The organism is Virgibacillus sp. GM2-2 (assembly GCF_055329585.1).
Map to the genome: position 1 here is coordinate 163,539 of NZ_JBUZWC010000002.1, position 22,896 is coordinate 186,434.

Sequence of the window (22,896 nt, forward strand, 5' to 3'; positions counted from 1 at the left end):
GTAGGGTGGAACCGCGGATAAAAAAATCCGTCCCTATGTCTAGCAAAACTAGGCATAGGGACGGATTTTTTATTTTATTGAAGAGGAGAATTTAGATGAGTATTCAACAAATGATATTAACCTTACAATCCTATTGGTCAAACCAAAATTGCATTTTAATGCAAGCGTACGATGTTGAAAAAGGTGCTGGAACAATGTCCCCAATGACGTTATTACGCAGTTTAGGACCCGAACCTTGGAATGTAGCATACGTAGAACCGTCAAGAAGACCAGCAGATGGCAGATATGGTAAAAACCCGAACCGCCTTTACCAACATCACCAATTTCAAGTAATCATGAAGCCTTCACCTGATAATATCCAAGAGCTATATCTGGATTCGTTGAAAGCTTTAGGAGTAGACCCTTTGAAACATGATATTCGCTTTGTAGAAGATAATTGGGAAAACCCAACTCTCGGTGCAGCTGGTTTGGGCTGGGAAGTATGGTTAGATGGGATGGAAATTACACAATTTACGTATTTTCAACAAATTGGTGGTTTAGAGGCGAATCCAGTTACTGTCGAACTTACATATGGACTGGAGCGTTTAGCGTCATATATACAGGACAAAGAAAATGTTTTTGATCTAGAGTGGACAGATGGCGTTACAGTCAGAGATATCTTTTTACAGCCTGAATATGAGCATTCCACGTATACGTTTGAGGAGTCAAATACTGATATGCTTTTCGATCTGTTTTCAAAGTATGAGCAGGAAGCAAAAGCAATTATGGAAAAGGGGTTAGTATTCCCTGCTTATGATTACGTGTTGAAATGTTCTCATACGTTTAACTTGTTAGATGCGAAAGGTGTTATCTCAGTTACGGAACGAACCGGTTATATTGGACGAATAAGAAATTTGGCTAGAACGATTGCGAAAACGTATGTTGCGGAACGGGAAAAACTCGGTTTTCCAATGCTCAAAAAGGAGGAGCAATAATGACAAAGGATGCCTTATTTGAAGTAGGACTAGAGGAATTACCTGCACGATTTATTGATGACGCAGAAAATCAATTAAAGGGAAAAACCGAAAAGTGGTTAGACGAACTACGTCTTTCCTATGAAAAAATAGAGTCATTTTCTACACCTAGACGATTAGCGGTATTAATTAGAGGGATTGCCGAATCTCAAGAGACAGTTGAGGAGGAAGCAAAGGGACCTGCTCTAAAAATTGCCAAAGACAAAGAGGGTAATTGGACAAAAGCGGCTATCGGATTCACAAAAGGCCAAGGAAAAAATGTCGATGATATCTATACAAAGGAAATTAATGGCACGGAATATATTTTTGTACAAAAACGTATTGAAGGAGAATCTACAAAAAATCTCCTGATGAATTTCCATACCATTATCGAATCAGTACAATTTCCTAAAAATATGCGTTGGGCCGAACAAACAATGCGTTACGCTAGACCAATTCGATGGATTGTAGCACTTTATGGTGATGAAGTAGTTCCATTTGAAGTAGCAGGAGTAGCTACTGGAAACAAGACATACGGACACCGATTTTTAGGAAGTGCCATTACACTATCATCGGCTGGAAGCTATGAAGCAGATCTAAAGCGTGATTTTGTGATTGCTAACGCGAAAGAAAGAGAAAAAATTATTGTTGGTCAGCTAAATGAGCTAGAAAAAGAGCATCAATTTAATGTCGTTGTGGAAGCTGATTTATTGCAGGAGGTAAGAAACCTTGTTGAATACCCTACTGCATTTGTTGGCACATTCGATCAGGAATTCTTAAACCTTCCAAACGAAGTCTTAATAACGTCAATGAAGGAGCACCAAAGATATTTTCCAGTAAAATCTACTGACGGGAAGTTATTATCTTCTTTCATTGGTGTTCGAAACGGAAACCAAGAATATATGGATATGGTAACAAAAGGAAATGAAAAAGTTATCCGAGCACGTCTTTCAGATGCCGACTTTTTCTACGAAGAGGATAAAAAGCATAACATTGATTTCTATCTAGAAAAATTAGAGCGCGTTGTATTTCAAGAGAAGTTAGGGACTATTACTGAAAAAGTAAATCGAGTTGTGAAAATTACCGAAAATATCGCAAAGGCTTTACACGTTGAAAAAACAACCTCAGATCTAGCTATGCGTGCGGCCGAAATCTGTAAATTTGACCTTGCAACTAATATGGTGAACGAGTTTACCAATTTACAGGGTGTAATTGGTGAAAAATATGCTCTTCATAACAATGAAAACCCAAGTGTTGCGCAAGCGGTAAGAGAACATTATTTGCCCCTCCAGTCAGATGATCCACTTCCTACGTCATTAGTGGGGTCAATTGTTAGCGTCGCTGATAAATTAGATACAATTGTTGGGTGTATATCAATTGGATTAACACCAACTGGTTCTCAGGATCCATATGGATTACGTCGACAAGCCGTCGGGATATTGCGAATATTAATGGAATCAAAATGGCCACTAGCTTTGGAAAAATTAATCTCTATTACCCGTAATATTTATCAAAAAGAAGAGATCGAACAAGATGATAGCGAAACAGTAACGAAGAACGTAACAGAGTTTTTCCGGTTAAGAGCAAATCATGTCATGAAACTGAACAATATAGAATCCGATATTATCGATGCAGTTACGCATAACGAGATTGGCGTTTTTCATTATGCTGTGGAAAAAGCAACAGTTCTTGCTGATAAACGTGTAAAAGAAGCGTTTAAACCAGTAAGTGAATCACTTATGCGAGTTCTGAATCTGTCAAATAAAAGTGCTGAAAATACGGAACTTAACCAATCATTATTTGAGACAGACTCTGAAAAAAAATTATTTACTCACTATAAGGAAGTCAAACCCAAATTTATCGAAGCGAATGAACAAAAGTTAGCTGTGGAAACATTAGACTATCTAGCCATGTTAAGTGACCCTATCCATGATTTTTTTGAAAATAATATGGTTATGGCCGATGACGAACAATTAAAACGTAATCGATTAGCATTACTTAAGAATATTGCAGTTTTAATCAATGACTATGCAGACTTAACAAAAATTGAATGGAAGCAACAATTTTAATCATTCTATCTTTTCCATCCGAAATAGTCTATAATATTTAGAAATAGTATGACATAATAGGTGTGTAGGTGGTGGGAAAGTGGACTTATCGAATAGACAAGAGAAAATTATTGATATCGTAAAAGAAAATGGTCCAATTACTGGTGAGAATATAGCACAACAACTAGACTTAACAAGAGCAACATTACGACCTGATCTCGCAATATTAACAATGGCAGGTTTTCTGGACGCACGTCCGCGTGTTGGTTATTTTTTCACCGGTAAAACAGGCTCAGAACTATTAACGGAAAAAGTAAAAAAATATAAGGTCGGGGATTTTCAATCAATACCGATTGTGGTGAATGAAAGTGCTTCCGTATATGATGCAATTTCAACTATGTTTTTAGAAGATGTCGGGACATTATTTGTAGTTGATAAAAAGACACGCTTAACAGGAGTACTGTCACGAAAAGATCTATTACGAGCAAGTATAGGGAATCAGGATTTAACCAATGTACCTGTACATATTATTATGACGCGAATGCCGAATATTACCTTCTGTAAAAAAGATGACTTGTTATTAGATGCTGCAAATAAATTGATCAATAAACAAATTGATGGACTACCGGTAGTCAGAGAAACGGATGCAGGAAATGAAATTGTTGGTCGAATTACGAAAACCACTATTACAAAAGCTTTTGTTGAATTAATTATGGATGATCAATTATAGAGGAGGAGCATAATTTATGGGAAAGAAACCACTTGTTTATGTTCTATCAGATTCTGTTGGAGAAACTGCAGAATTAGTTATAAAAGCAGGTTTAAGTCAATTTAACGGTGGAGAATATAAAATTCATCGTATTCCATATGTGGAAGATAAAGAAATTATCGATGAAACACTACAACTTGCTAAAGAAAAAGGAGCAATTATAGGATTCACATTAGTAGATCCTGATTTACGCAAATATTTAAACAGTGAAGCAGAAAAATTAGAAGTAGAAGCAATCGATATTATGGGTCCGATGATGCAATCAATGGAACGCGTTTTTAATACATCTCCTAGGCTTGAAGCAGGGTTGGTACACCAACTTGACGAAGATTATTTTAAACGTGTGGAAGCAATAGAATTCGCCGTAAAGTATGATGATGGTCGTGATCCGCGAGGTATATCTCGTGCAGACATTATATTAATTGGCGTATCAAGAACATCTAAAACTCCATTATCACAGTATTTAGCACATAAACGATTGAAAGTAGCCAACGTACCGTTAGTGCCAGAAGTTGATCCACCCGATGAGTTATTTATGGTAGATCCAGAAAAATGTATTGGGTTAAAAATAACACCTGATAAGTTAAATGAAATAAGAAAAGAACGATTGAAGGCACTTGGACTTGGAGATAAAGCCACCTATGCTAACTTAAATCGTATTCATGAGGAACTTGCCTTCTTTGATAAAGTTGTTAATAAAATTGGATGTAAGACGGTTGATGTTTCGAACAAGGCTGTAGAAGAAACAGCAAATAGTATCTTACAAATGATCAAAAAGTAACCAGAATCTAGTAAAGCATTCTACGTACTGACACGTAGAGTGCTTTACTGATTGGCTTTGAAATCATGTATCAGTATTTAATACTAGTAATTTAGTAAAATATCATATATAATTAGTTTTTGTGTCAACAAGATGCATGTATTCTGTCTATATATAGTGAAAAAATATCCACAATAAAGAAGGATTCTTTTTCTATTATGTAGAATAAATAGTACATGCAGTATCTTTCATTTTAAATCTATATGATCAAAGGAGGTTTACGTATTAACTCCATGAGCAATAATAGTAAAAATGATTGGTATAAAATAAGTTAGCAGTTAATAGAAAATCTAAATTAGAAATTCCTTCTAAAGTTACTTACAGGATAGAAGGACATTTTTTTCGGCTTTTGAAAAAATATTGTCGAATCATGCAGGTTTTTACTCAAACTATCTAGAATAATAAAATATGGTGGTATATATGCCAAATCAAATTCCAGAAGAAATTATAGAAGAAGTACGGAAAGCGAATGACATTGTTGATGTAATTGGTGAATATGTACAACTTAAAAAACAAGGAAGAAACTATTTTGGTTTATGCCCTTTCCATGGGGAAAAAACCCCGTCCTTTTCTGTCACACAGGAAAAACAAATTTTTCACTGCTTCGGTTGTGGAAAAGGTGGAAATGTTGTGACATTTTTAATGGAAATGGAAAAATTTTCGTTTTATGAAGCATTACAGTTTTTGGCTGAAAGAAGTGGTATATCCTTACCAGAAACGCGTACGAATGAAAATAGTTCTTTTTCAGAGGAAAATCAACGCGTACTTTCAGCATATGAATGGTTAACCAAGTTATATCATCATCTTTTACGATTTACAAAGGATGGAAAAGAGGGATATTCCTATTTCCGAAATCGGGGAATAAGTGATGAAACTGCTGATTTATTCCAACTTGGATTTGCACCAAACAATCATGACTTTACAGCAGAATTTCTCAAAAAAAAGGGATTTCATCAACAGGTACTTGTTAAAGCAGGTTTAGTATCGTTGCAGTCGGATAATAAAGTAACAGATCGATTTCGTGGAAGAGTTATTTTTCCCATACGAAATCATCTAGGAAAAACGATTGCATTCGGTGGAAGAACCCTTTCAAATGAGGAACCCAAGTATTTAAACAGCTCAGAAAGTGAATTGTTCCAAAAAGGAAGATTATTATATAACTTCGATTTGGCTAAAAAACATATCCGAAAAGAGCGTGAAGCTGTTTTACTTGAGGGGTATATGGATGTAATTTCTGCATACCAAGCTGGCGTAAAAAACGCCATTGCAACGCTTGGTACGTCTTTAACGACAAATCAAGCAAGATTATTAAAACGTTATGTAGATACAGTAATCATTTGTTATGACGCAGATGAAGCTGGGATAGAGGCTACTTACAAAGCTGCAAACATTCTACGAAATGAAGGCTGTCGAGTAAAGATAGCTCGTCTAAAAACCGGAATGGATCCGGATGATTATATAAACGCATACGGTGACATTGCATTTCAAAATGAAGTGATAAAAGCAAGTGAAACGTATATATCTTTTTATATGCGTTATATTAAAAAAAGCTATAATTTAAGCCTAGAGGATGAACGATTTCAGTATATAAATAACGTCCTCAAGGAACTTGCGATGATTGATAATTCCATTGAACGGGAATATTACTTAAAAGAGTTAAGTAATGAATATACTATTTCAATGGATACTTTACAACAAGAATTGGCTACTCATCGTAAAGAAGTAGGAAGAATCAAGGATAAGAGCGACAAGAACAGATATACTAATAAAGCAGATAGAAGTCGTACCAAAAAGATATTACCTGCTTTTCAAAATGCTGAAAAACACCTAATTGCATATATGTTGAAAGATATAGCCATAACTGATAGAGTGCAGGAGGAAATAGGTATAGCTTTCAATATGGATGCACATAAAATAATAGCAACGCATTTATATGCATATTATGAAGAAGGTAACCAAGCAGATGTTAGTAATTTTATTGAAAAAATTACGGATCAGGATATTAAAAATATCGTTATCGAAATCGCAATGATTAATACGGATGAGAATATTAGTGATAAACAGATTAATGATTACATCCGATTTATCCGTGCTGAAACGAACGATGTCGCTACTATTAAGGTTTTAAAAGAAGAACAACGATTAGCCGAACAACAACAGGATGATAAAAAAGCATTGGAAATCGGATTACAAATCCTTACTATCCAAAAGCAGCTAAAAAATTCAAATTGATATATATGAAGTATGGAAGGAGGGGGACTCATGGCCGAAAACATGCCTTCACAAACAAAGGATAATGAAAACGAATTAACCCTTGAACAAACAAAAGAACAACTAGTAGAAATGGGTAAAAAAAGAGGTACGTTGGCGTATGAAGAAGTTGCTGATCGCTTATCACATTTTGAGATAGAATCAGACCAAATGGATGAATTCTATGAGTACCTAGGTGAACAAGGTGTGGAAGTAATAGGTGAATCGGAAGACGATCCCAATATGCAACAAATATCAAAAGAGGAGACATTTGATCTAAATGATTTAAGTGTCCCACTTGGAATAAAGATAAACGACCCAGTCCGCATGTATTTAAAAGAAATAGGACGTGTTGATTTATTGTCAGCTTCAGATGAAATTGACCTTGCTACCCGAATCGAAAAAGGTGATGAAGAAGCGAAACGTCGGCTAGCTGAAGCAAATTTACGTTTGGTAGTAAGTATCGCGAAACGTTATGTTGGACGAGGTATGTTATTTTTAGATTTAATTCAAGAAGGTAACATGGGTCTAATTAAAGCTGTAGAAAAATTTGATTATCGTAAAGGGTTCAAGTTCAGTACGTATGCAACATGGTGGATTCGCCAGGCAATAACACGTGCTATTGCTGACCAAGCGAGAACAATTAGAATTCCGGTCCATATGGTGGAAACGATAAACAAACTAATTAGAGTACAGCGTCAATTATTACAAGACTTAGGTAGAGAGCCAACACCTGAAGAAATTGGAAAAGAAATGGAGTTAACTCCAGATAAAGTTCGGGATATTCTTAAAATTGCCCAAGAACCAGTTTCTTTAGAAACACCGATAGGAGAAGAAGACGACTCTCATTTAGGTGATTTTATTGAGGACCAAGAAGCAGTTTCTCCATCTGATCACGCAGCATATGAATTGCTTAAAGAACAACTTGAAGATGTGTTAGACACATTAACTGATCGAGAAGAAAACGTATTACGATTACGTTTTGGTCTAGATGATGGCCGAACTAGAACCCTAGAAGAAGTTGGTAAAGTCTTCGGTGTTACCAGAGAGCGTATTCGACAAATTGAAGCAAAAGCATTACGAAAGCTTCGCCACCCAAGTAGAAGCAAGCGATTAAAAGATTTCCTCGAGTAAGAGTTCCTCAGTCATTGACACGGTATGTGTTCAATGACTGTTTATCTTGTTTTTAACAAATATAGTTATAATTAACTATATTAGAGGTGATCATGTATGTCAGAGGATCGAATTACAACGATAATTAATGAGTTGCATTATTGGAAGAAAAATAAAATGTTGCCTGCTGTGTACTGTGATTATCTTCTAGCGTTATATACAAACGGCGAGGAAATTAGTGAGGGAATCGAGAACAAGGAACAACAACAAGCAAATTATATACGTTCATTATTTAGTATAGTTCAATTAATTTTATTAGTTCTGTTGTTACCTATTGCACTCATCATTAATTATAATTCCTTTATTCCAAGCCACATACAGCTTGGTGTACTACTTATTTTTATTCTTTTTTCTTATGGTCAATATAGAAGGTTAAAAAATACACAAAATTTGTTTTATCATCTATCGTTTGCTATTTTCTTGCTGTTAATTTTTTTAACATCTATTTATTTAAGTAATACATATATAGACAATGAGTGGATTACAAAAGGATTCTTATTCATAAATTTTCTATTTTGGTTTATGATAGGAAGGAAAAAGAATATAAAATATCTTCCGGTTGCTAGTATTTTTGGTATACTATTGATGGCATTATTTTTTGTTCTATAATTAGTCACATATTTTCTCTTTAAACTAGGTGAAATATAAAGTAAACTAATTATAGTTAGCGTATTCATTACATTTAAGAGATTACATAAGGAGGAACCACAATGAAGAAAAATCCAGTTATCCCATATGCTATTATTGCAATTATAGGATTATTATTGGTGATTGTTGTATCATTTGTCGGTTTAGATCAGCAAAAAGCTATCGAAGAAGCTGAAAAAGGCGGCGGAGAAAAACAAGAAGAAAGTGCAGGAGGAACTACTGATCCGGAAGCAATTTTTCAACAGAATTGTGCTTCATGTCACGGTGCAGACTTGACTGGTGGAGTAGGACCTAACTTAACTAAAGTTGGAAGTAGATATAGTCAAGAAGAAATTAAAAACATTATTCTTAATGGTAAAGGCACTGGAATGCCAGCAGGATTAGTTCCACAAGCACAAGCAGAAGCACTAGCTAAATGGTTAGCTGAAAAGAAATAAAATAAAGTAAATAATGGAAAAGCTTTCTGGGTTTATACAGAAAGCTTTTTTCCGCTTTATAACGTCAGAAAGTATAAGTTATGGTAGACCTTATAAGAAAAACTTCGGCACTTGCTATTAAGGACTAGGCGAATGCCGAGTTTTTCTAAAAGATATATACTATATTACCTAGGATGGGGAGAACAATGAATCAACAGTTACCAATATCTAAACGTTTACAGAGGATCGCTTCCTATATACCTAAAGATGCTTGTTTCGCTGATATCGGATCGGACCATGCTTATCTACCATGTTTCGTTTGTTTACAGGATAACAAGGCAAGAGCTATTGCTGGAGAAGTGGCAAAAGGGCCATATACAAGCGCAATGGCCACGGTTACAGCGCATAACTTAGAGAGGGTTATTGATGTCCGTCTTGGTGACGGTTTATCTGTTCTAAAGCCCAATGAAGTGGAACAACTAGTAATTGCTGGTATGGGAGGGTCATTAATTAGAACAATACTATCTAATGGGGTTGAAAAACTTGGGCAAGTCCAACGGATCATTGTTCAACCAAATGTTGATGCAAGAACTGTACGAAAATGGTTGAATGATCAAGGTTATGGGATAGTCAAAGAAGAAATAGTCGAAGAAAATGGACATTATTATGAAATTATCGTTGCTGATAAACAAAAGATAAAAGAGATGTTAACCGAAAAAGAATTTCTATTTGGCCCAATATTAATGGGTAATAAAAAGACAAGTGAGTTTTATGAAAAGTGGAGAAGTGAAGAAGCTAAATTAGAACGTGTTTTATCGCAATTGGAGCAGGCCAGTGTACCACAAACTGAAAAACTGAAAAGATTTTCAATGGAACTAATGTGGATAAGAGAGGAGTTGTACGATGAACAAAATCATTAAAAATTGTGATGTATTTCAAGTGATGGAAGATTGGGCACCTAAACACTTAGCGTATGACTGGGACAATGTTGGATTGCAAATTGGTTCATATGACCGAGAATGTACAAAAGTTATGGTAACACTTGATGTTCTAGAATCAGTTGTCGATGAAGCGGTCGAGAAGAAGGTTGACCTAATTATTGCTCATCACCCTTTACTATTTAAATCTATTAAACAAATTAATACCGATGAAACTAAAGGCCGCATTATACAAAAATTGCTCAATAATAAAATTACCGTTTATGCAGCACATACAAATCTTGATACAGCAACCAATGGTGTTAGTGACATGCTTTGTGAGGCACTTGATATAAAAGATCAAAAAATATTAATGGAATCGTCGAAAGAAGCCCTCTATAAATTGGTGGTGTATGTGCCAGCTACACATCTAGATGAGGTAAAGGAAGCTTTAGGAAATGCAGGCGCAGGCCATATTGGTGACTATAGTCACTGTACATTCCAATCAACTGGTGTGGGAAACTTTAAACCCCTTGAAGGAACGAAACCATTTATTGGTGAAAAAGGTAAAACTGCTACTGTTGATGAAGTGAAGATCGAAACGATTGTGCCGGAAAAATTACTCACCACTGTTATAAAGAAGATGAAGCAAGCCCATCCCTATGAGGAGGTTGCTTATGATCTTTTCCGTCTAACCAATGAGGGAACTAAATATGGTGCAGGAAGAATTGCGAACTTGTCCACGGAAATGACATTAAATGATCTTTGCAGCCATGTGAAGCATGCACTAGAGGTTCCAACATTACGTGTAACAGGTGATTTAAATAGATTGGTAAAATCAATAGCAATACTCGGTGGTAGTGGAGCAGATTTTATTCAGATAGCAAAAAACAAAGGTGCCGATGTGTATCTAACAGGAGATATGACCTTTCACGAGGCGCAAGATGCATGGCAAATGGGCTTATCAGTAATTGACCCTGGGCATCACGTTGAGAAAGTAATGAAACAAGCAACATATAGATATCTTAAAAAACAGCATAAAACGAGTAATGTAGAAATCATTATTTCACATTCCAATACAGAACCATTTCAGTTTGTGTAAAAATACGTAAACAAGTGCATGCAGATGAAATATGCTCTATAATGAAAGTAGATAATTTTGTAGTAAAAAGTGCTTTAATGGCATTTAAAGGAGTTTATTAATGAAAAATAAGAATTTTGATCAATTACAGTTCCGACCTTTTCTGTTTGATGTAATAGAAAAATTGCAATTTAAAAATCCAACGCTCATCCAACAAGAGGTTATCCCTGCAATATTGAAAGGCACAAGTGTTATTGGTCAATCACATACAGGATCAGGTAAAACACATGCTTATCTGTTACCAATGTTTAATCAGTTGGACGAATCGAAACAAACGGTTCAATTTGTTATTACTGCACCAACAAGGGAATTAGCTACACAAATCTATAACGAAGTAAAAAAGATAATTCAATTTGCCGATAAAGAACATCATTGGAAAGCAAAATTGCTGGTTGGTGGTACAGATAAACAGAAAATGGTGGAAAAGTTAAAAGAACCACCACACATTATTGTTGGAACGCCGGGAAGAATATTGGATCTAGTAAAAGAGGAAGCAATCTCTATTTATTCGGCAACATCATTTGTCATTGATGAAGCTGATTTAATGTTAGATCTTGGATTTATTGATGATGTAGATCAATTGCTTGTGCGTTCGAGTAGGGATGTTCAATTACTTGTATTTTCAGCGACCATACCGCAACGATTAGAACATTTTTTCAAAAAATATTTAGAAAACCCTTTACATGTTAAAATCGACGATAAGTTATCACCCGAAACAATGGAACATCGACTAATTAGTACAAAACACCGTAATGAAGCGGATATCATTGTGGAGATAGCAAATATAATTAATCCATATCTTGCTATTATATTTACGAATGGAAAAGAGCAAGCGAATCAACTTTCGGAATCTTTACTGGCTAAAGGCTTAGAAGTTGGGATTATTCATGGCGGGTTATCACCGCGTGAACGGAAACGCACGTTAAAAGATATTCAAAATCTCCGTTATCAATACATTGTAGCTACCGACCTTGCATCAAGAGGAATCGATATTAAAGGTGTAAGTCACGTAATTAATGCACAGCTACCAAAAGAAGAAGATTTTTACGTGCACCGAGTTGGGCGTACTGCTCGTGCAGGCATGGAAGGTACTGCTATTAGCCTTTACAATGAAGAAGATATTAAACTTATTAATAAGCTAGAACAAAAAGGTCTAAGCTTTAATTTTTACGATGTTAAAAATGGTGATTGGGTTGAAATGAAGTCCTGGAATGAACGCAATTTAAGAGGAAAAACGGATGCTGATGTTGATAAAGAAGCATGGAAACGTGTGAAAAAAACGAAAAAGGTTAAACCAGGCTACAAAAAGAAAATGAAAAAACAACAAGAGTCTATAAAAAGACGATTAAATAAAACGAAGTATAAGAAAAAATAAAGAAAAACGGGGTGTATACATTGGTTAAAATCGGATCACATGTATCAATGAGTGGGAAAAAAATGCTTTTAGGATCAAGTGAAGAAGCAGTTTCATATGGTTCAAATGTATTTATGGTGTATACTGGCGCACCACAAAATACAAGAAGAAAACCGATAGAGGAATTAAATATTGAGGCTGGACAAGCACATATGAAGGAAAATGGTATTTCAGAGGTTGTAGTACATGCTCCATATATCATTAATATAGGAAACACGACCAAACCTGCTACTTTTGAACTTGGTGTAGACTTCTTACGCAACGAGATAGAACGATCATCGGCATTAGGAGCAAAACAAATTGTTTTACATCCAGGTGCGCATGTGGGAGCTGGAGTAGACGAGGGTATTAAGAAAATTATAGAAGGATTAAATGAAGTATTAGAAAATGATCAGACTATGCAAATTGCACTTGAAACAATGGCAGGTAAAGGAACGGAAATCGGTCGTACGTTTGATGAACTTGCTAAAATTTTTGACGGGGTACGTTTGAATGATAAGCTATCCGTGTGTTTAGATACGTGTCATATTCATGATGCTGGATATGATGTAGTAAACGATTTTGATGGTGTTCTAAATCAATTCGATAAAATTATTGGGTTGGATCGACTTAAGGTAGTTCACGTAAACGATAGTAAAAATGATCGTTCTGCACATAAAGATCGACATGAAAATATCGGTTTTGGATACATCGGATTTGAAGCACTTCATAAAGTTATTTATCATCCACAGCTTACAGAATTACCAAAAATATTAGAGACTCCATACGTTGGGCTTGACAAGAAAAACAAAAAGCCACCATATAAATATGAAATTAATATGATTAAAGAGGGTTCTTTTGACGAAGGGTTAAAAGATAAAATTATGGAACAATAAAAGGGGAAGAGAGCCTATTCAGGTTCTCTTCCTCTTACGTTTTAGAAAAGTGATTGCAATCCGTAAGACTTTACAAGCTCATTAAATAAATTTTGTGCTTTTTTTGCAGTGCGAACATCAGTGATCGTAGCAAGTTCCTTAAAGAGAATTGCGCGCTCTGATTCACTGAACGGATCAAACGGATGGGATCGTATATAAGCAGTTATTTGTTTTGCTTCTGCCTGTGACAGTGAAAACCCATATTTTTTACTATAGTGTAGCAATTCTTCAGGCGAAGTTTGCTTAATTTTATTTGTGATGATTTCCTTCATTATCTTTGACATATTTTCGCTCCTTTATATTGTATGCATATACATGGTATGCAATCGAAACAAAAAGTTTTACAGAACAACTTATATAAAAATAATATGTATTTGTATACTTAATATGCCAATTAACCTCTGCTTAGGCAAAAGGCTATTGCCAATAACTTACACGAAAATTTAACGAGTTAATCCATAAACTAAGTCACACCTCATTTAAAGAAAGCGAGGAATGAAGTTTATGGATCGATATAGGCAGGACGGCCGTGAAAAACCAGAAATGGAAGAAGAAGCACCAGATCACGAAATCAACACTGCCAATTTATACGGTAACACACCTGTTCCAGTGGATACTGATAACCGAGATGAAGAAATGGCACAGGAATTAACAGCAGATGATTTCGATAATCGGGTTAACCACCGCGATGATACGGAAACAAGATCAAACGTAAATAGTGCAGTCGGATGGGTTGCACTAATATTATCCATTGCGTCCTTCTTTTTCATGCCAATTATCCTGGGTGGGGCTGGGATTATTGTTGGATTTATAGCTAAAAGTAGAGATGCAGATACGCTTGGTAATACAGCTATCATAGCTGGTGCGATTTCCATTCTAATTACTTTATTTGTACTTCCATATTTGTAAACAACAGGAGGTTGACTGAGAGTCAACCTCCTTTTTCTGTATATACAGGGATAGAATAGTATTCATACGCTTCTAAAAAATATGGGTCTGTACTTGGGTTAAGCTTCTTAAAATCGTTTATAATCTGCTCTATATCTAATGATTCTGAGGTACTGTAGTTTTCAACTATGGATAATAATGATTGACCAGGTAGGGCCTGGATCTTTACAGAATTGATTTTAATGGTTGTATGTATTTTCTTCTCATCTTGAACTGTAGTTAGGCTGCCAGAGCTAAGATCATGATAAATACTGGTTAAAAGTAGAATGAAAATAAGGTACAGAAAAGATTTTTTAAAAAAATTCATTATTCATACTCCTTTTATGAAACAAATGGTTTCTATATACCGTATAATAGATACAGGAGGGATGGATATGGATATCTTCTCATATCAATGGATCGGGCTAGTTATCACTGGACTAGGGACACTATTTCTTTTAGGCGAAGTTTGGGTTAACATGCGCGGTATATTTGGTTTATTAGGCATCGGCTTCATAACTGTTTATTTTTCAGTTTACTTAGAAACAAGCTCATTTATTATTATGCTTATCATTTATTTCGTTGGTTTATTACTAATTATTATTGACGGGAAACTTTTAAATGATGGTACGCTTGCAACATTAGGTTTAGCATGTATGCTAGTCTCTGTGGCAATTAGTGCTCCAACATTAACCGCTGGATTATATTCTGTTATCGGTGTGTTGGTTGGTGGATTCTCGTCATTACTATTTTTGAAAGTGTTCAAGCATCGAGAAATGTGGTCAAAAATCACTTTAAGAGATAGATTAACTAGAGAAGCGGGATATAATTCTCTGAATGAGGAATACGATAGTTTATTGCATCAAACGGGTATTACGCTGAATAACTTACGACCAGTTGGAACGGTTAGGATCAATGATAAAGATTATAGCGCGGTTTCTAATGGACAATGGATGGTAAAGGATACGAAGATAAAAGTAGTAAAAGTCGATGGAACAAAAATACTTGTTGAGAAAATAGCGAAATAAAACTCATGTAATTGCATGGGTTTTATTTATGGGAATAAAAAAGACAGTTCAATCAAATTACTACTAATAATATAACAGTGAATAAACGAATGTAAATTTAATGTAAATTTTTAAGTTGACACTTTACAAAACACTTACATATCGTTAATAATGGTAACGAATGTGACAAAAATCAACAAAAATTGAAGGGATGGAATAACCATTGGAAATTGATATTCAAAAGCTGATTTTTGAATTTGTTGGCGGACTAGGTATTTTTCTTCTTGGTATTAAATTTATGGGAGATGGATTACAGAAGTCAGCTGGAGATAAATTACGTGATATCCTTGATAAATTCACAACCAATCCTTTTTTAGGTGTATTAGCTGGTATCATTGTAACGATACTAATTCAAAGTAGTTCTGGAACAACTGTTTTAACAGTTGGCTTAGTTAATGCAGGATTTATGACATTAAGACAAGCTATTGGGGTTATTATGGGTGCAAATATTGGTACTACGGTTACTGCATTCATTATCGGTATTGATTTAGGGGAATATGCACTTCCAATTATTGCAGTAGGTTGTTTCTTAATATTTTTCTTTAACAATCAAAAAATAACAAACATTGGGCAAACGATCTTTGGATTTGGTGCACTGTTCTTTGGCCTAGAATTAATGAGCAGTGGAATGCATCCACTTCGATCATTGGAAGCATTTCAAGAGCTAACACTTAATATGAGTCAAAACCCAATTTTAGGCGTAGTAATCGGTACACTTTTTACAGTAATTGTTCAAAGTTCAAGTGCAACTATTGGTATACTACAAGGGCTTTTCGCTGAGGGAGCTTTAGAACTCAAAGCAGCGATTCCTGTCCTATTTGGTGATAATATTGGAACAACCATTACAGCAGTATTAGCGTCGATTGGTGCGAGTGTTGCTGCAAGAAGAGCTGCATTTACGCACGTATTTTTCAACTTAATTGGTACAACTATATTTTTATCGTTGATAGGATTTTTCACTCAATACGTAATGTTTTTACAAGAGCAATTTAATTTAAATGAAGAAATGACAATTGCATTTGCACATGGTAGCTTTAATCTCATTAATACCATTATTCAATTTCCGTTTATTGGTGCACTAGCTTGGTTAGTTACAAAATTAATTCCTGGGGAAGATGTAACGATTGAATATAAACCAAAGCATTTAGATCCAATCTTTATTCAGCAATCCTCATCACTAGCATTAGATCAAGCTAAGATGGAAGTAATCCGCATGGGTGAATATGCTGCACAAGGACTTGAAGAAACAAATCAATATTTGGTCACACACCAAAAGAAGAATGCCGAAACTGCAATGCAAATTGAAGGGGCATTAAACAACCTAGATAAAAAAATTACGGAATACCTAGTTGATGTATCTGCTGGATCTTTATCAGAATCGGAAAGTGAAAAGCATACTGCATTAATGGATTCTGTAAGAGATATTGAACGAATTGGTGATCATTTCGAAAATATTATAGAACTGATTGATTATAAAATTTCTAATAAAGTCAATTTAACTGAACAAGCACAAGAAGATTTAAATAATATGTTCGATTTAACCATTCTTACTGTGAAACAAGCGGTAAGTGCTTTAGATGGAATGAATCGAGAGGAAGCACTTGCGGTCGTCCAAAAAGAGGATGAAATTGACAAAATGGAGCGCAGTTTCCGTAAGAAACATATTATTCGCATGAACGAAGGCTTATGTAGTGGTTCAGCAGGAATAGTTTTTGTTGATATGATCAGTAATCTAGAACGAATCGGTGATCACTCCGTTAATATTGCTGAAGCTGTTTTAGGTGAATAAAATCAGTTTAATTAGAGATTAGCATCTAATTCGGATGCTAATCTTTGATTTTTAGAAATTAAAAATTGAAAAATAATCGAGAAAGTGCTATAGTAATTAATGTTGCTCGAGAGAAGTTGTCCTAGTTATTATGAAATTCTTTAAGAAATATATTGACATATTTCTTTCTACATGGTAAATTATATTTCGTCGCTTGTTGATATTCTATTACATAATGTGACTCATGATTATAGCAGTATGATTTATTTTTTAAGATTATTCCACAGTAGCTTGATCGAACGGTTTTGGTTTTGTGAGATCATGCGAGGAACGTAATTTGTGACGAGTAGACCCAAGTAGGATTATAGCAGTATGATTTACTTTTTTTGATTATTCCACAGTAGCTCAGTGGTAGAGCTATCGGCTGTTAACCGATCGGTCGTAGGTTCGAATCCTACCTGTGGAGCCAAATGGCGGTGTAGCTCAGCTGGCGAGAGCGTACGGTTCATACCCGTGAGGTCGGGGGTTCGATCCCCTCCGCCGCTACCAATTTAATTTAATATATTTTTATGGCGGTCGTGGCGAAGTGGTGAACGCACCGGATTGTGGCTCCGGCATTCGTGGGTTCGATCCCCACCGGTCGCCCCATAAAAAGGACCCTTAGCTCAGCTGGTTAGAGCTATCGGCTCATAACCGATCGGTCGCAGGTTCGAGTCCTGCAGGGTCCACCATTTTAAAACTCGGAGGTATACCCAAGTCTGGCTGAAGGGATCGGTCTTGAAAACCGACAGGCGGGTCAAACCGCGCGGGGGTTCGAATCCCTCTACCTCCTCCATACATAATTTATCTCGGCTCAGTAGCTCATTCGGTAGAGAGCCGCAAACATCCTTGAGTAAGCTTCTATGTGCAGGCTTGCGAGGAGTTCTGCTTCAGAACACGACGAGCACATCTACATTGAATAATCTTCAAAGTAAATTTTAGTCAGTTTGACATTTAACATTATAAATTATTTACGGCTCAGTAGCTCAGTCGGTAGAGCAAAGGACTGAAAATCCTTGTGTCGGCGGTTCGATTCCGTCCTGAGCCATCTTATTAAATCAGTTTATTGAGACTATCTCGATAAACTGATTTTTTCTTTAAAAATATGTTTGAACGCTAAAGATTCGTGAAATAGTATCTAAGGATGCTTTGATAAAGCAATTGTAAAAATATGCATATAAGTTGCATGTCGCTCAAAGCTCTGATAATCTTTCATTAAAAGGGTGAATTTTCACTCCTTTTATTATCATAAATATTAAGGGAGGACGTTTAATCATGGCAAAATTTGAATTACCAGAATTACATTATGCATACGATGCTTTAGAACCAACAATCGATAAAGAAACAATGAACATCCACCATACGAAGCATCATAATACTTACGTTACAAAATTAAATGGTGCGCTTGAAGGTCATGCTGATTTACAAGATAAGTCAATTGAAGACTTAGTAGCAAATCTTGACTCGGTACCAGAAAATATCCGTACAGCAGTACGTAACAATGGTGGCGGTCACGCAAACCATAGCCTATTCTGGAAAGTTCTTTCACCAAATGGTGGCGGGGAGCCTTCAGGTGAATTAGCTGATAAAATTAACAACAAATTCGGTAGCTTTGATAAGTTTAAAGAAGAGTTTGAAGAAGCTGCTAAAACCCGTTTTGGATCTGGTTGGGCATGGCTTGTTGTTAACAATGGTGAGCTTGAAGTTACCAGTACTCCAAACCAAGATAATCCATTAAGCGATGGAAAAACTCCAATTTTAGGATTAGATGTATGGGAGCATGCATACTACCTTAAGTATCAAAACAAACGTCCTGATTATGTTTCAGCATTCTGGAATGTAGTTAACTGGGATGAAGTAACAAAGAACTATAATGAAGCTAAATAAATAATTGTATGAAATGAGCGTAGGGCAATGTGCCCTACGCTTTAATTCTGTTTAAGGCTATCCGCTTGAATATCTCTCGGTGAATTGTTCAAACTAACAAGGAACACAGGAGGAGTAATTCACTATGCAGAGATATAAACAATACATCGTTGAAAAAATAAAAGAAAATCGTGACTTAACCTTTTTATTAGTTATAGGTGGACTTTATTCGTTGGGTTTATTTTTATCTAATACATTTGTGAATATTTATCTTTGGAAACAGTCTGGTGATTACATAACGATTGCACTGTATAATTTAGGGATTTACATCTTTCAGCCGCTTACGTTTATACTAGCCGGAAAGATGGCAAAAAAGGTCGATCGAATTATTGTTTTACGATTAGGGGTAACGTTCTTATCTCTATTTTTTTTGAGTGTATTATTTATTGGAGATGCTGCTTCGTCTTTTCATATCCTTTTAGGTAGTCTTTTGGGAATCGGATTTGGTTTTTACTGGCTTGCATTTAACGTTTTAACCTTTGAGATCACTGAACCGGATACTCGAGACGTTTTTAACGGGTTCCTTGGTGTATTACAATCTTTTGGTGGCATGATTGGACCATTAATCGCAGGGATTATCATTGCTAAAATGGATCAAAATTTTGGTTACAAGACCATCTTTACTGTATCATTTCTAATGTTTATTGGTGCCGTAATCTGTAGCTTTTTTCTAAGTAGGCGACAGGCAGAAGGTGCGTATCACTTTAAACGGATATTACATGAACGAAAACATAATAAGAATTGGAAAAATATTTTACATGCACACGTTTTTCAGGGGCTAAGAGAAGGGATCTTCTTATTTGTTATTGCAATATGGGTATTTATCGCAACTGGTAGCGAGCTCGCACTAGGGATGTTTAATTTATTCTTATCTGGGCTTTCGTTTATTTTTTATTTCTTAGCTACGAAGTTTATAAAACCCAATTTACGAAAAAAAGCAATCTTAATTGGAGCGTTAATTCTTTATTCTGCGGTTTATATCATTATATTTAATGTTAGCTATCCAATTCTTATTGTGTATGCAATATTAATTGGTATTGCTTATCCGATAATCAATGTCCCTTACGCTTCGTTAACCTATGATGTAATTGGAAAAGCGTGGAGGGCACGCGATCTTCGTATAGAATATATTGTTGTCCGTGAATTGTTCGTAAATGCAGGTAGAGTGACTTCTATCGTCATCTTTTTGATAGCTGTTACAGTGATTGATGCTGAAAAAATTATCCCTATATTATTAATTACATTTGGAGCTGGACATTTGTTTATATACTTTTTTGCGAAGGATATCTTTCTTGTGACCGAAAAAGATGAAGAAATTATGAAAAAAGAAGAACTCCCTGATGAAAAAAATCGTTAATAGGCTTAGAAAGTTCCCTTGTAAATGTTATAATGAATTATAACTAAGCTAACTTGTCATTGAAAAAGGGAGATATTAAATGGTTAAAAAGAAAAAGAAGAAGGCTCAACTTCCCTTTCGTCTAAATATATTATTTTTTATTGTATTTTTATTATTTTCTGGTTTGATTTTACGACTTGGAATTGTACAAATAGTGAATGGGGAAGGTTATCAGAAGGAAGTTAATCGTACCATCAAAGATACGTCTAAAATTCCTGTTCCTAGGGGAAGAATTTTGGATTCAAACCACAATGTAGTTGTAGGTAACAAACCGCTTTATGCAATTACATACACTCCAGCGAAGGGAACCACAGCGGAAGAACGACTAGATGTTGCTAGAGATTTAGCAGAGTATATTGATATGGTTCCTGAAAAAGGCGAATTAACTGAACGAAATTTAAAAGAATTTTGGTATTTGAAACATGAAGAAGAAGCAAAAAGCCGTTTATCAGAAAAAGAGATAAAAGAACTTGATAACGGAGAAGAGTACCAGTTAATGCTGGATCGAATTACAAAAGAAGAAATTAATGGCTTTACAAAGCAGCAAAAAGAAATAATCAATATTAAAACTGAATTAGATAAAGCTTATTCGTTAAGTCCCCACGTTGTAAAAAATGAAGGGGTTACGGCAGAAGAATATGCCAAGGTCTCTGAACATCTTGCACAATTACCGGGCATCAATGCAACAACTGACTGGGAAAGAGTGTATCCGTACGATGATACGCTAAGAAGTATTTTTGGTTCTATTACCTCGCAAGAGCAGGGCATACCAAAAGAACGGGAAGATTTTTATATCACAAGAGGGTATAGCCGGAATGACCGTGTAGGTACAAGTGGATTAGAAGAGCAGTACGAAAGTGTTTTACGAGGAAGAAAAGAACAAATTCAATACACAACAAATAAAGATGGATTAGTGATTGACTCGGATGTCGTTGTAGAAGGTGAAAGAGGTAAAGACCTTGTTCTATCTATTGATATGGAATTCCAGAAGAAGGTTGATCAAATCCTTCGTGAAGAAATAAAGAAAGCAATATATGAGCATCCTAACCCATATTTAAGTGAAGCATATGCTGTTGTAATGGATCCACAAACAGGTGAACTATTAGCGGTGTCAGGACAGGAATACAACCGAGAAACTGGAGAATTTAAAAATGTTGCCTATGGTACCATGTACGCAGCACACCGAGCAGGGTCTACTGTAAAAGGTGCTACGGTTCTGGCTGGTTATGAATCAGGTGTTATAGAACCTCGCCAACGTTTTTATGATGCACCTATAAAAATAGCCGGAACCCCTGAAAAAAGTTCCTATACAGATGGTGCGCTAGGGTGGATGAGTGATCTAACAGCATTACAAGAATCTTCTAACGTATACATGTTTTATATTGCAATGCGCATGGCTGGCGATTTCAATTATGAACCAAACGAAAAGTTGCAATTCGATCCATCATCGTTTAGAGAATTGCGAAATTACTATAGTCAGTTTGGATTAGGTGTGCCAACCGGTGTGGATTTTCCATATGAATCAACTGGTTATGAAGGTTCCACGAAGCAGGGTGGTCTATTATTAGACTTTTCTATTGGCCAATATGATACGTACACGACGATGCAATTAGCACAGTATGTTTCAACGATTGCTAACGACGGTTATCGTGTCCAACCTACTTTTGCCAAGTCAATTCGTAAACCGACACCATATGAAGGTGAACTTGGACCAGTGTATAAGAGCATGAACACGGAGGTATTAAACCGTATTACAATGGATCAGAATTTAATCGAACGTGTTCAAGAAGGATTTAAAATGGCATTCCAAGTCCCTGGAGGAACAGCGTATAGCTATTTTGCTGATAAGGAGTATACATCAGCTGGTAAAACAGGTACAGCCCAAAACCGTTATTTTATTCGTAATGATAAAGGTGAAATTATAAGAGGGGTTGACACATTAAATTTAAACTTAGTCGGTTATGCCCCGTATGAAAATCCAGAAGTAGCGTTCGCCATTGTCGTCCCGAACACTGGGATAAATAATGATTATCATTTAAATGATGTAATAGGCGAAAAGATTTTAGATACGTATTTCCAATTAAAAGAAAAACGTAGTGAGGAACAGAAGGAAGTAACTGAATCAGAAGTTGAATAATAAAAAGAAATCCTGAATTGCAATCTAGCAATTTGGGATTTTTTATTTTCTAGGAAACATTACCTAAATTTATTCATAGTGAAAATCACAAATAGAAGCTCATTTTTAACCAATTTATCAATAAAATAGCTTTC

At 35.6% G+C, this 22,896-nt stretch carries 20 protein-coding genes and 6 tRNA genes; 24 read left to right on the top strand and 2 right to left on the bottom strand.

Features of this window, described 5'->3' with window-relative positions; genetic code table 11:
• Window positions 1-95 precede the first annotated feature (95 nt).
• The 12 genes from glyQ (at window position 96) to ACY9Z2_RS04595 (ending at window position 13,463) form a co-directional block, all read left to right on the top strand.
• Window positions 96-974: a glycine--tRNA ligase subunit alpha gene (gene glyQ, locus ACY9Z2_RS04540; RefSeq protein ID WP_463608432.1), complete on the top strand. Its 879-nt coding sequence runs from the start codon at window positions 96-98 to the stop codon at window positions 972-974.
• The gene (glyS, locus tag ACY9Z2_RS04545; protein WP_463608433.1) at window positions 974-3,061 is read left to right on the top strand and encodes a glycine--tRNA ligase subunit beta; all 2,088 of its coding nucleotides are present in this window, start codon (window positions 974-976) and stop codon (window positions 3,059-3,061) included. The genes glyQ and glyS overlap by 1 nt, the downstream gene beginning before the upstream one ends.
• A 79-nt stretch (window positions 3,062-3,140) precedes the next feature.
• The gene (gene ccpN / locus ACY9Z2_RS04550) at window positions 3,141-3,770 is read left to right on the top strand and encodes a transcriptional regulator CcpN (RefSeq protein WP_463608434.1); all 630 of its coding nucleotides are present in this window, start codon (window positions 3,141-3,143) and stop codon (window positions 3,768-3,770) included.
• 16 nt (window positions 3,771-3,786) lie between these two features.
• Window positions 3,787-4,590 carry a pyruvate, water dikinase regulatory protein gene (locus ACY9Z2_RS04555; protein WP_463608435.1) on the top strand — a complete coding sequence of 268 codons (804 nt, stop codon included), beginning with the start codon at window positions 3,787-3,789 and terminating at the stop codon, window positions 4,588-4,590.
• A 459-nt stretch (window positions 4,591-5,049) separates the two neighbouring features.
• A complete protein-coding gene (gene dnaG / locus ACY9Z2_RS04560) occupies window positions 5,050-6,861 on the top strand; it encodes a DNA primase (protein WP_463608436.1) in 1,812 nt (603 codons plus the stop codon).
• Between the two features lie 30 nt (window positions 6,862-6,891).
• A complete protein-coding gene (gene rpoD / locus ACY9Z2_RS04565) occupies window positions 6,892-8,013 on the top strand; it encodes an RNA polymerase sigma factor RpoD (RefSeq protein WP_463608437.1) in 1,122 nt (373 codons plus the stop codon).
• 96 nt (window positions 8,014-8,109) lie between these two features.
• Window positions 8,110-8,661, top strand: a complete 552-nt coding sequence (locus tag ACY9Z2_RS04570; protein WP_463608438.1) for a hypothetical protein — start codon at window positions 8,110-8,112, stop codon at window positions 8,659-8,661.
• Window positions 8,662-8,762: 101 nt separating this feature from the next.
• Window positions 8,763-9,137, top strand: coding sequence for a cytochrome c550 (cccA, locus tag ACY9Z2_RS04575; RefSeq protein WP_463608439.1), 375 nt, complete (start codon window positions 8,763-8,765; stop codon window positions 9,135-9,137).
• A gap of 185 nt (window positions 9,138-9,322) precedes the next feature.
• Window positions 9,323-10,036: a tRNA (adenine(22)-N(1))-methyltransferase gene (locus ACY9Z2_RS04580; protein ID WP_463608440.1), complete on the top strand. Its 714-nt coding sequence runs from the start codon at window positions 9,323-9,325 to the stop codon at window positions 10,034-10,036.
• Window positions 10,020-11,135, top strand: coding sequence for a Nif3-like dinuclear metal center hexameric protein (locus tag ACY9Z2_RS04585; protein ID WP_463608441.1), 1,116 nt, complete (start codon window positions 10,020-10,022; stop codon window positions 11,133-11,135). Before ACY9Z2_RS04580 ends, ACY9Z2_RS04585 begins: the two co-directional genes overlap by 17 nt.
• 100 nt (window positions 11,136-11,235) lie before the next feature.
• Complete coding sequence (locus tag ACY9Z2_RS04590) at window positions 11,236-12,549, top strand: DEAD/DEAH box helicase (protein ID WP_463608442.1); 1,314 nt, start codon at window positions 11,236-11,238, stop codon at window positions 12,547-12,549.
• A 20-nt stretch (window positions 12,550-12,569) separates the two neighbouring features.
• Window positions 12,570-13,463 (top strand): deoxyribonuclease IV, encoded by an 894-nt coding sequence (locus ACY9Z2_RS04595; RefSeq protein ID WP_463608443.1) that lies wholly within the window; start codon window positions 12,570-12,572, stop codon window positions 13,461-13,463.
• A gap of 41 nt (window positions 13,464-13,504) precedes the next feature.
• On the opposite strand, the gene ACY9Z2_RS04600 is transcribed toward ACY9Z2_RS04595, so the two are convergent.
• Window positions 13,505-13,786: a DUF2624 domain-containing protein gene (locus ACY9Z2_RS04600; protein WP_463608444.1), complete on the bottom strand. Its 282-nt coding sequence runs from the start codon at window positions 13,784-13,786 to the stop codon at window positions 13,505-13,507.
• A 220-nt stretch (window positions 13,787-14,006) separates the two neighbouring features.
• Here ACY9Z2_RS04600 and ACY9Z2_RS04605 point away from each other — a divergent pair, with 220 nt between their 5' ends.
• Window positions 14,007-14,411, top strand: coding sequence for a hypothetical protein (locus tag ACY9Z2_RS04605; RefSeq protein WP_463608445.1), 405 nt, complete (start codon window positions 14,007-14,009; stop codon window positions 14,409-14,411).
• A 22-nt stretch (window positions 14,412-14,433) separates the two neighbouring features.
• Here ACY9Z2_RS04605 and ACY9Z2_RS04610 read toward each other — a convergent pair whose 3' ends face one another.
• Window positions 14,434-14,757 (bottom strand): hypothetical protein, encoded by a 324-nt coding sequence (locus ACY9Z2_RS04610; protein WP_463608446.1) that lies wholly within the window; start codon window positions 14,755-14,757, stop codon window positions 14,434-14,436.
• A 67-nt stretch (window positions 14,758-14,824) separates the two neighbouring features.
• Between ACY9Z2_RS04610 and ACY9Z2_RS04615 the strand changes: the two genes are divergently transcribed.
• From ACY9Z2_RS04615 to ACY9Z2_RS04665, 11 genes are all read left to right on the top strand, one after another.
• Complete coding sequence (locus ACY9Z2_RS04615) at window positions 14,825-15,457, top strand: NfeD family protein (RefSeq protein WP_463608447.1); 633 nt, start codon at window positions 14,825-14,827, stop codon at window positions 15,455-15,457.
• Window positions 15,458-15,659: 202 nt separating this feature from the next.
• On the top strand, window positions 15,660-17,285 hold the full coding sequence (locus tag ACY9Z2_RS04620) for a Na/Pi cotransporter family protein (RefSeq protein ID WP_463608448.1): 1,626 nt from the start codon (window positions 15,660-15,662) through the stop codon (window positions 17,283-17,285).
• A gap of 373 nt (window positions 17,286-17,658) precedes the next feature.
• Window positions 17,659-17,733: transfer RNA gene (locus tag ACY9Z2_RS04625), tRNA-Asn, on the top strand.
• Between the two features lie 3 nt (window positions 17,734-17,736).
• A tRNA-Met gene (locus ACY9Z2_RS04630) sits at window positions 17,737-17,813 on the top strand.
• A gap of 23 nt (window positions 17,814-17,836) precedes the next feature.
• A tRNA-His gene (locus tag ACY9Z2_RS04635) sits at window positions 17,837-17,912 on the top strand.
• A gap of 6 nt (window positions 17,913-17,918) precedes the next feature.
• Window positions 17,919-17,995: transfer RNA gene (locus ACY9Z2_RS04640), tRNA-Ile, on the top strand.
• A gap of 11 nt (window positions 17,996-18,006) precedes the next feature.
• Window positions 18,007-18,099: transfer RNA gene (locus tag ACY9Z2_RS04645), tRNA-Ser, on the top strand.
• Window positions 18,100-18,278: 179 nt separating this feature from the next.
• Window positions 18,279-18,351, top strand: a tRNA-Phe gene (locus tag ACY9Z2_RS04650).
• 227 nt (window positions 18,352-18,578) lie between these two features.
• Complete coding sequence (gene sodA / locus ACY9Z2_RS04655) at window positions 18,579-19,190, top strand: superoxide dismutase SodA (RefSeq protein ID WP_463608449.1); 612 nt, start codon at window positions 18,579-18,581, stop codon at window positions 19,188-19,190.
• A 124-nt stretch (window positions 19,191-19,314) separates the two neighbouring features.
• Window positions 19,315-20,586, top strand: coding sequence for an MFS transporter (locus ACY9Z2_RS04660; RefSeq protein ID WP_463608450.1), 1,272 nt, complete (start codon window positions 19,315-19,317; stop codon window positions 20,584-20,586).
• Window positions 20,587-20,665: 79 nt separating this feature from the next.
• Complete coding sequence (locus ACY9Z2_RS04665) at window positions 20,666-22,762, top strand: peptidoglycan D,D-transpeptidase FtsI family protein (protein ID WP_463608451.1); 2,097 nt, start codon at window positions 20,666-20,668, stop codon at window positions 22,760-22,762.
• The last annotated feature ends 134 nt before the right edge of the window (window positions 22,763-22,896 follow it).

Coding starts and splice junctions, on each gene's coding strand:
- glyQ (WP_463608432.1), top strand. CDS start 96: ATGAGTATTCAACAAATGATATTAACCTTACAATCCTATTGGTCAAAC.
- glyS (WP_463608433.1), top strand. CDS start 974: ATGACAAAGGATGCCTTATTTGAAGTAGGACTAGAGGAATTACCTGCA.
- ACY9Z2_RS04555 (WP_463608435.1), top strand. CDS start 3,787: ATGGGAAAGAAACCACTTGTTTATGTTCTATCAGATTCTGTTGGAGAA.
- dnaG (WP_463608436.1), top strand. CDS start 5,050: ATGCCAAATCAAATTCCAGAAGAAATTATAGAAGAAGTACGGAAAGCG.
- rpoD (WP_463608437.1), top strand. CDS start 6,892: ATGGCCGAAAACATGCCTTCACAAACAAAGGATAATGAAAACGAATTA.
- ACY9Z2_RS04570 (WP_463608438.1), top strand. CDS start 8,110: ATGTCAGAGGATCGAATTACAACGATAATTAATGAGTTGCATTATTGG.
- cccA (WP_463608439.1), top strand. CDS start 8,763: ATGAAGAAAAATCCAGTTATCCCATATGCTATTATTGCAATTATAGGA.
- ACY9Z2_RS04580 (WP_463608440.1), top strand. CDS start 9,323: ATGAATCAACAGTTACCAATATCTAAACGTTTACAGAGGATCGCTTCC.
- ACY9Z2_RS04585 (WP_463608441.1), top strand. CDS start 10,020: ATGAACAAAATCATTAAAAATTGTGATGTATTTCAAGTGATGGAAGAT.
- ACY9Z2_RS04590 (WP_463608442.1), top strand. CDS start 11,236: ATGAAAAATAAGAATTTTGATCAATTACAGTTCCGACCTTTTCTGTTT.
- ACY9Z2_RS04600 (WP_463608444.1), bottom strand. CDS start 13,786: ATGTCAAAGATAATGAAGGAAATCATCACAAATAAAATTAAGCAAACT.
- ACY9Z2_RS04605 (WP_463608445.1), top strand. CDS start 14,007: ATGGATCGATATAGGCAGGACGGCCGTGAAAAACCAGAAATGGAAGAA.
- ACY9Z2_RS04610 (WP_463608446.1), bottom strand. CDS start 14,757: ATGAATTTTTTTAAAAAATCTTTTCTGTACCTTATTTTCATTCTACTT.
- ACY9Z2_RS04615 (WP_463608447.1), top strand. CDS start 14,825: ATGGATATCTTCTCATATCAATGGATCGGGCTAGTTATCACTGGACTA.
- sodA (WP_463608449.1), top strand. CDS start 18,579: ATGGCAAAATTTGAATTACCAGAATTACATTATGCATACGATGCTTTA.
- ACY9Z2_RS04660 (WP_463608450.1), top strand. CDS start 19,315: ATGCAGAGATATAAACAATACATCGTTGAAAAAATAAAAGAAAATCGT.
- ACY9Z2_RS04665 (WP_463608451.1), top strand. CDS start 20,666: ATGGTTAAAAAGAAAAAGAAGAAGGCTCAACTTCCCTTTCGTCTAAAT.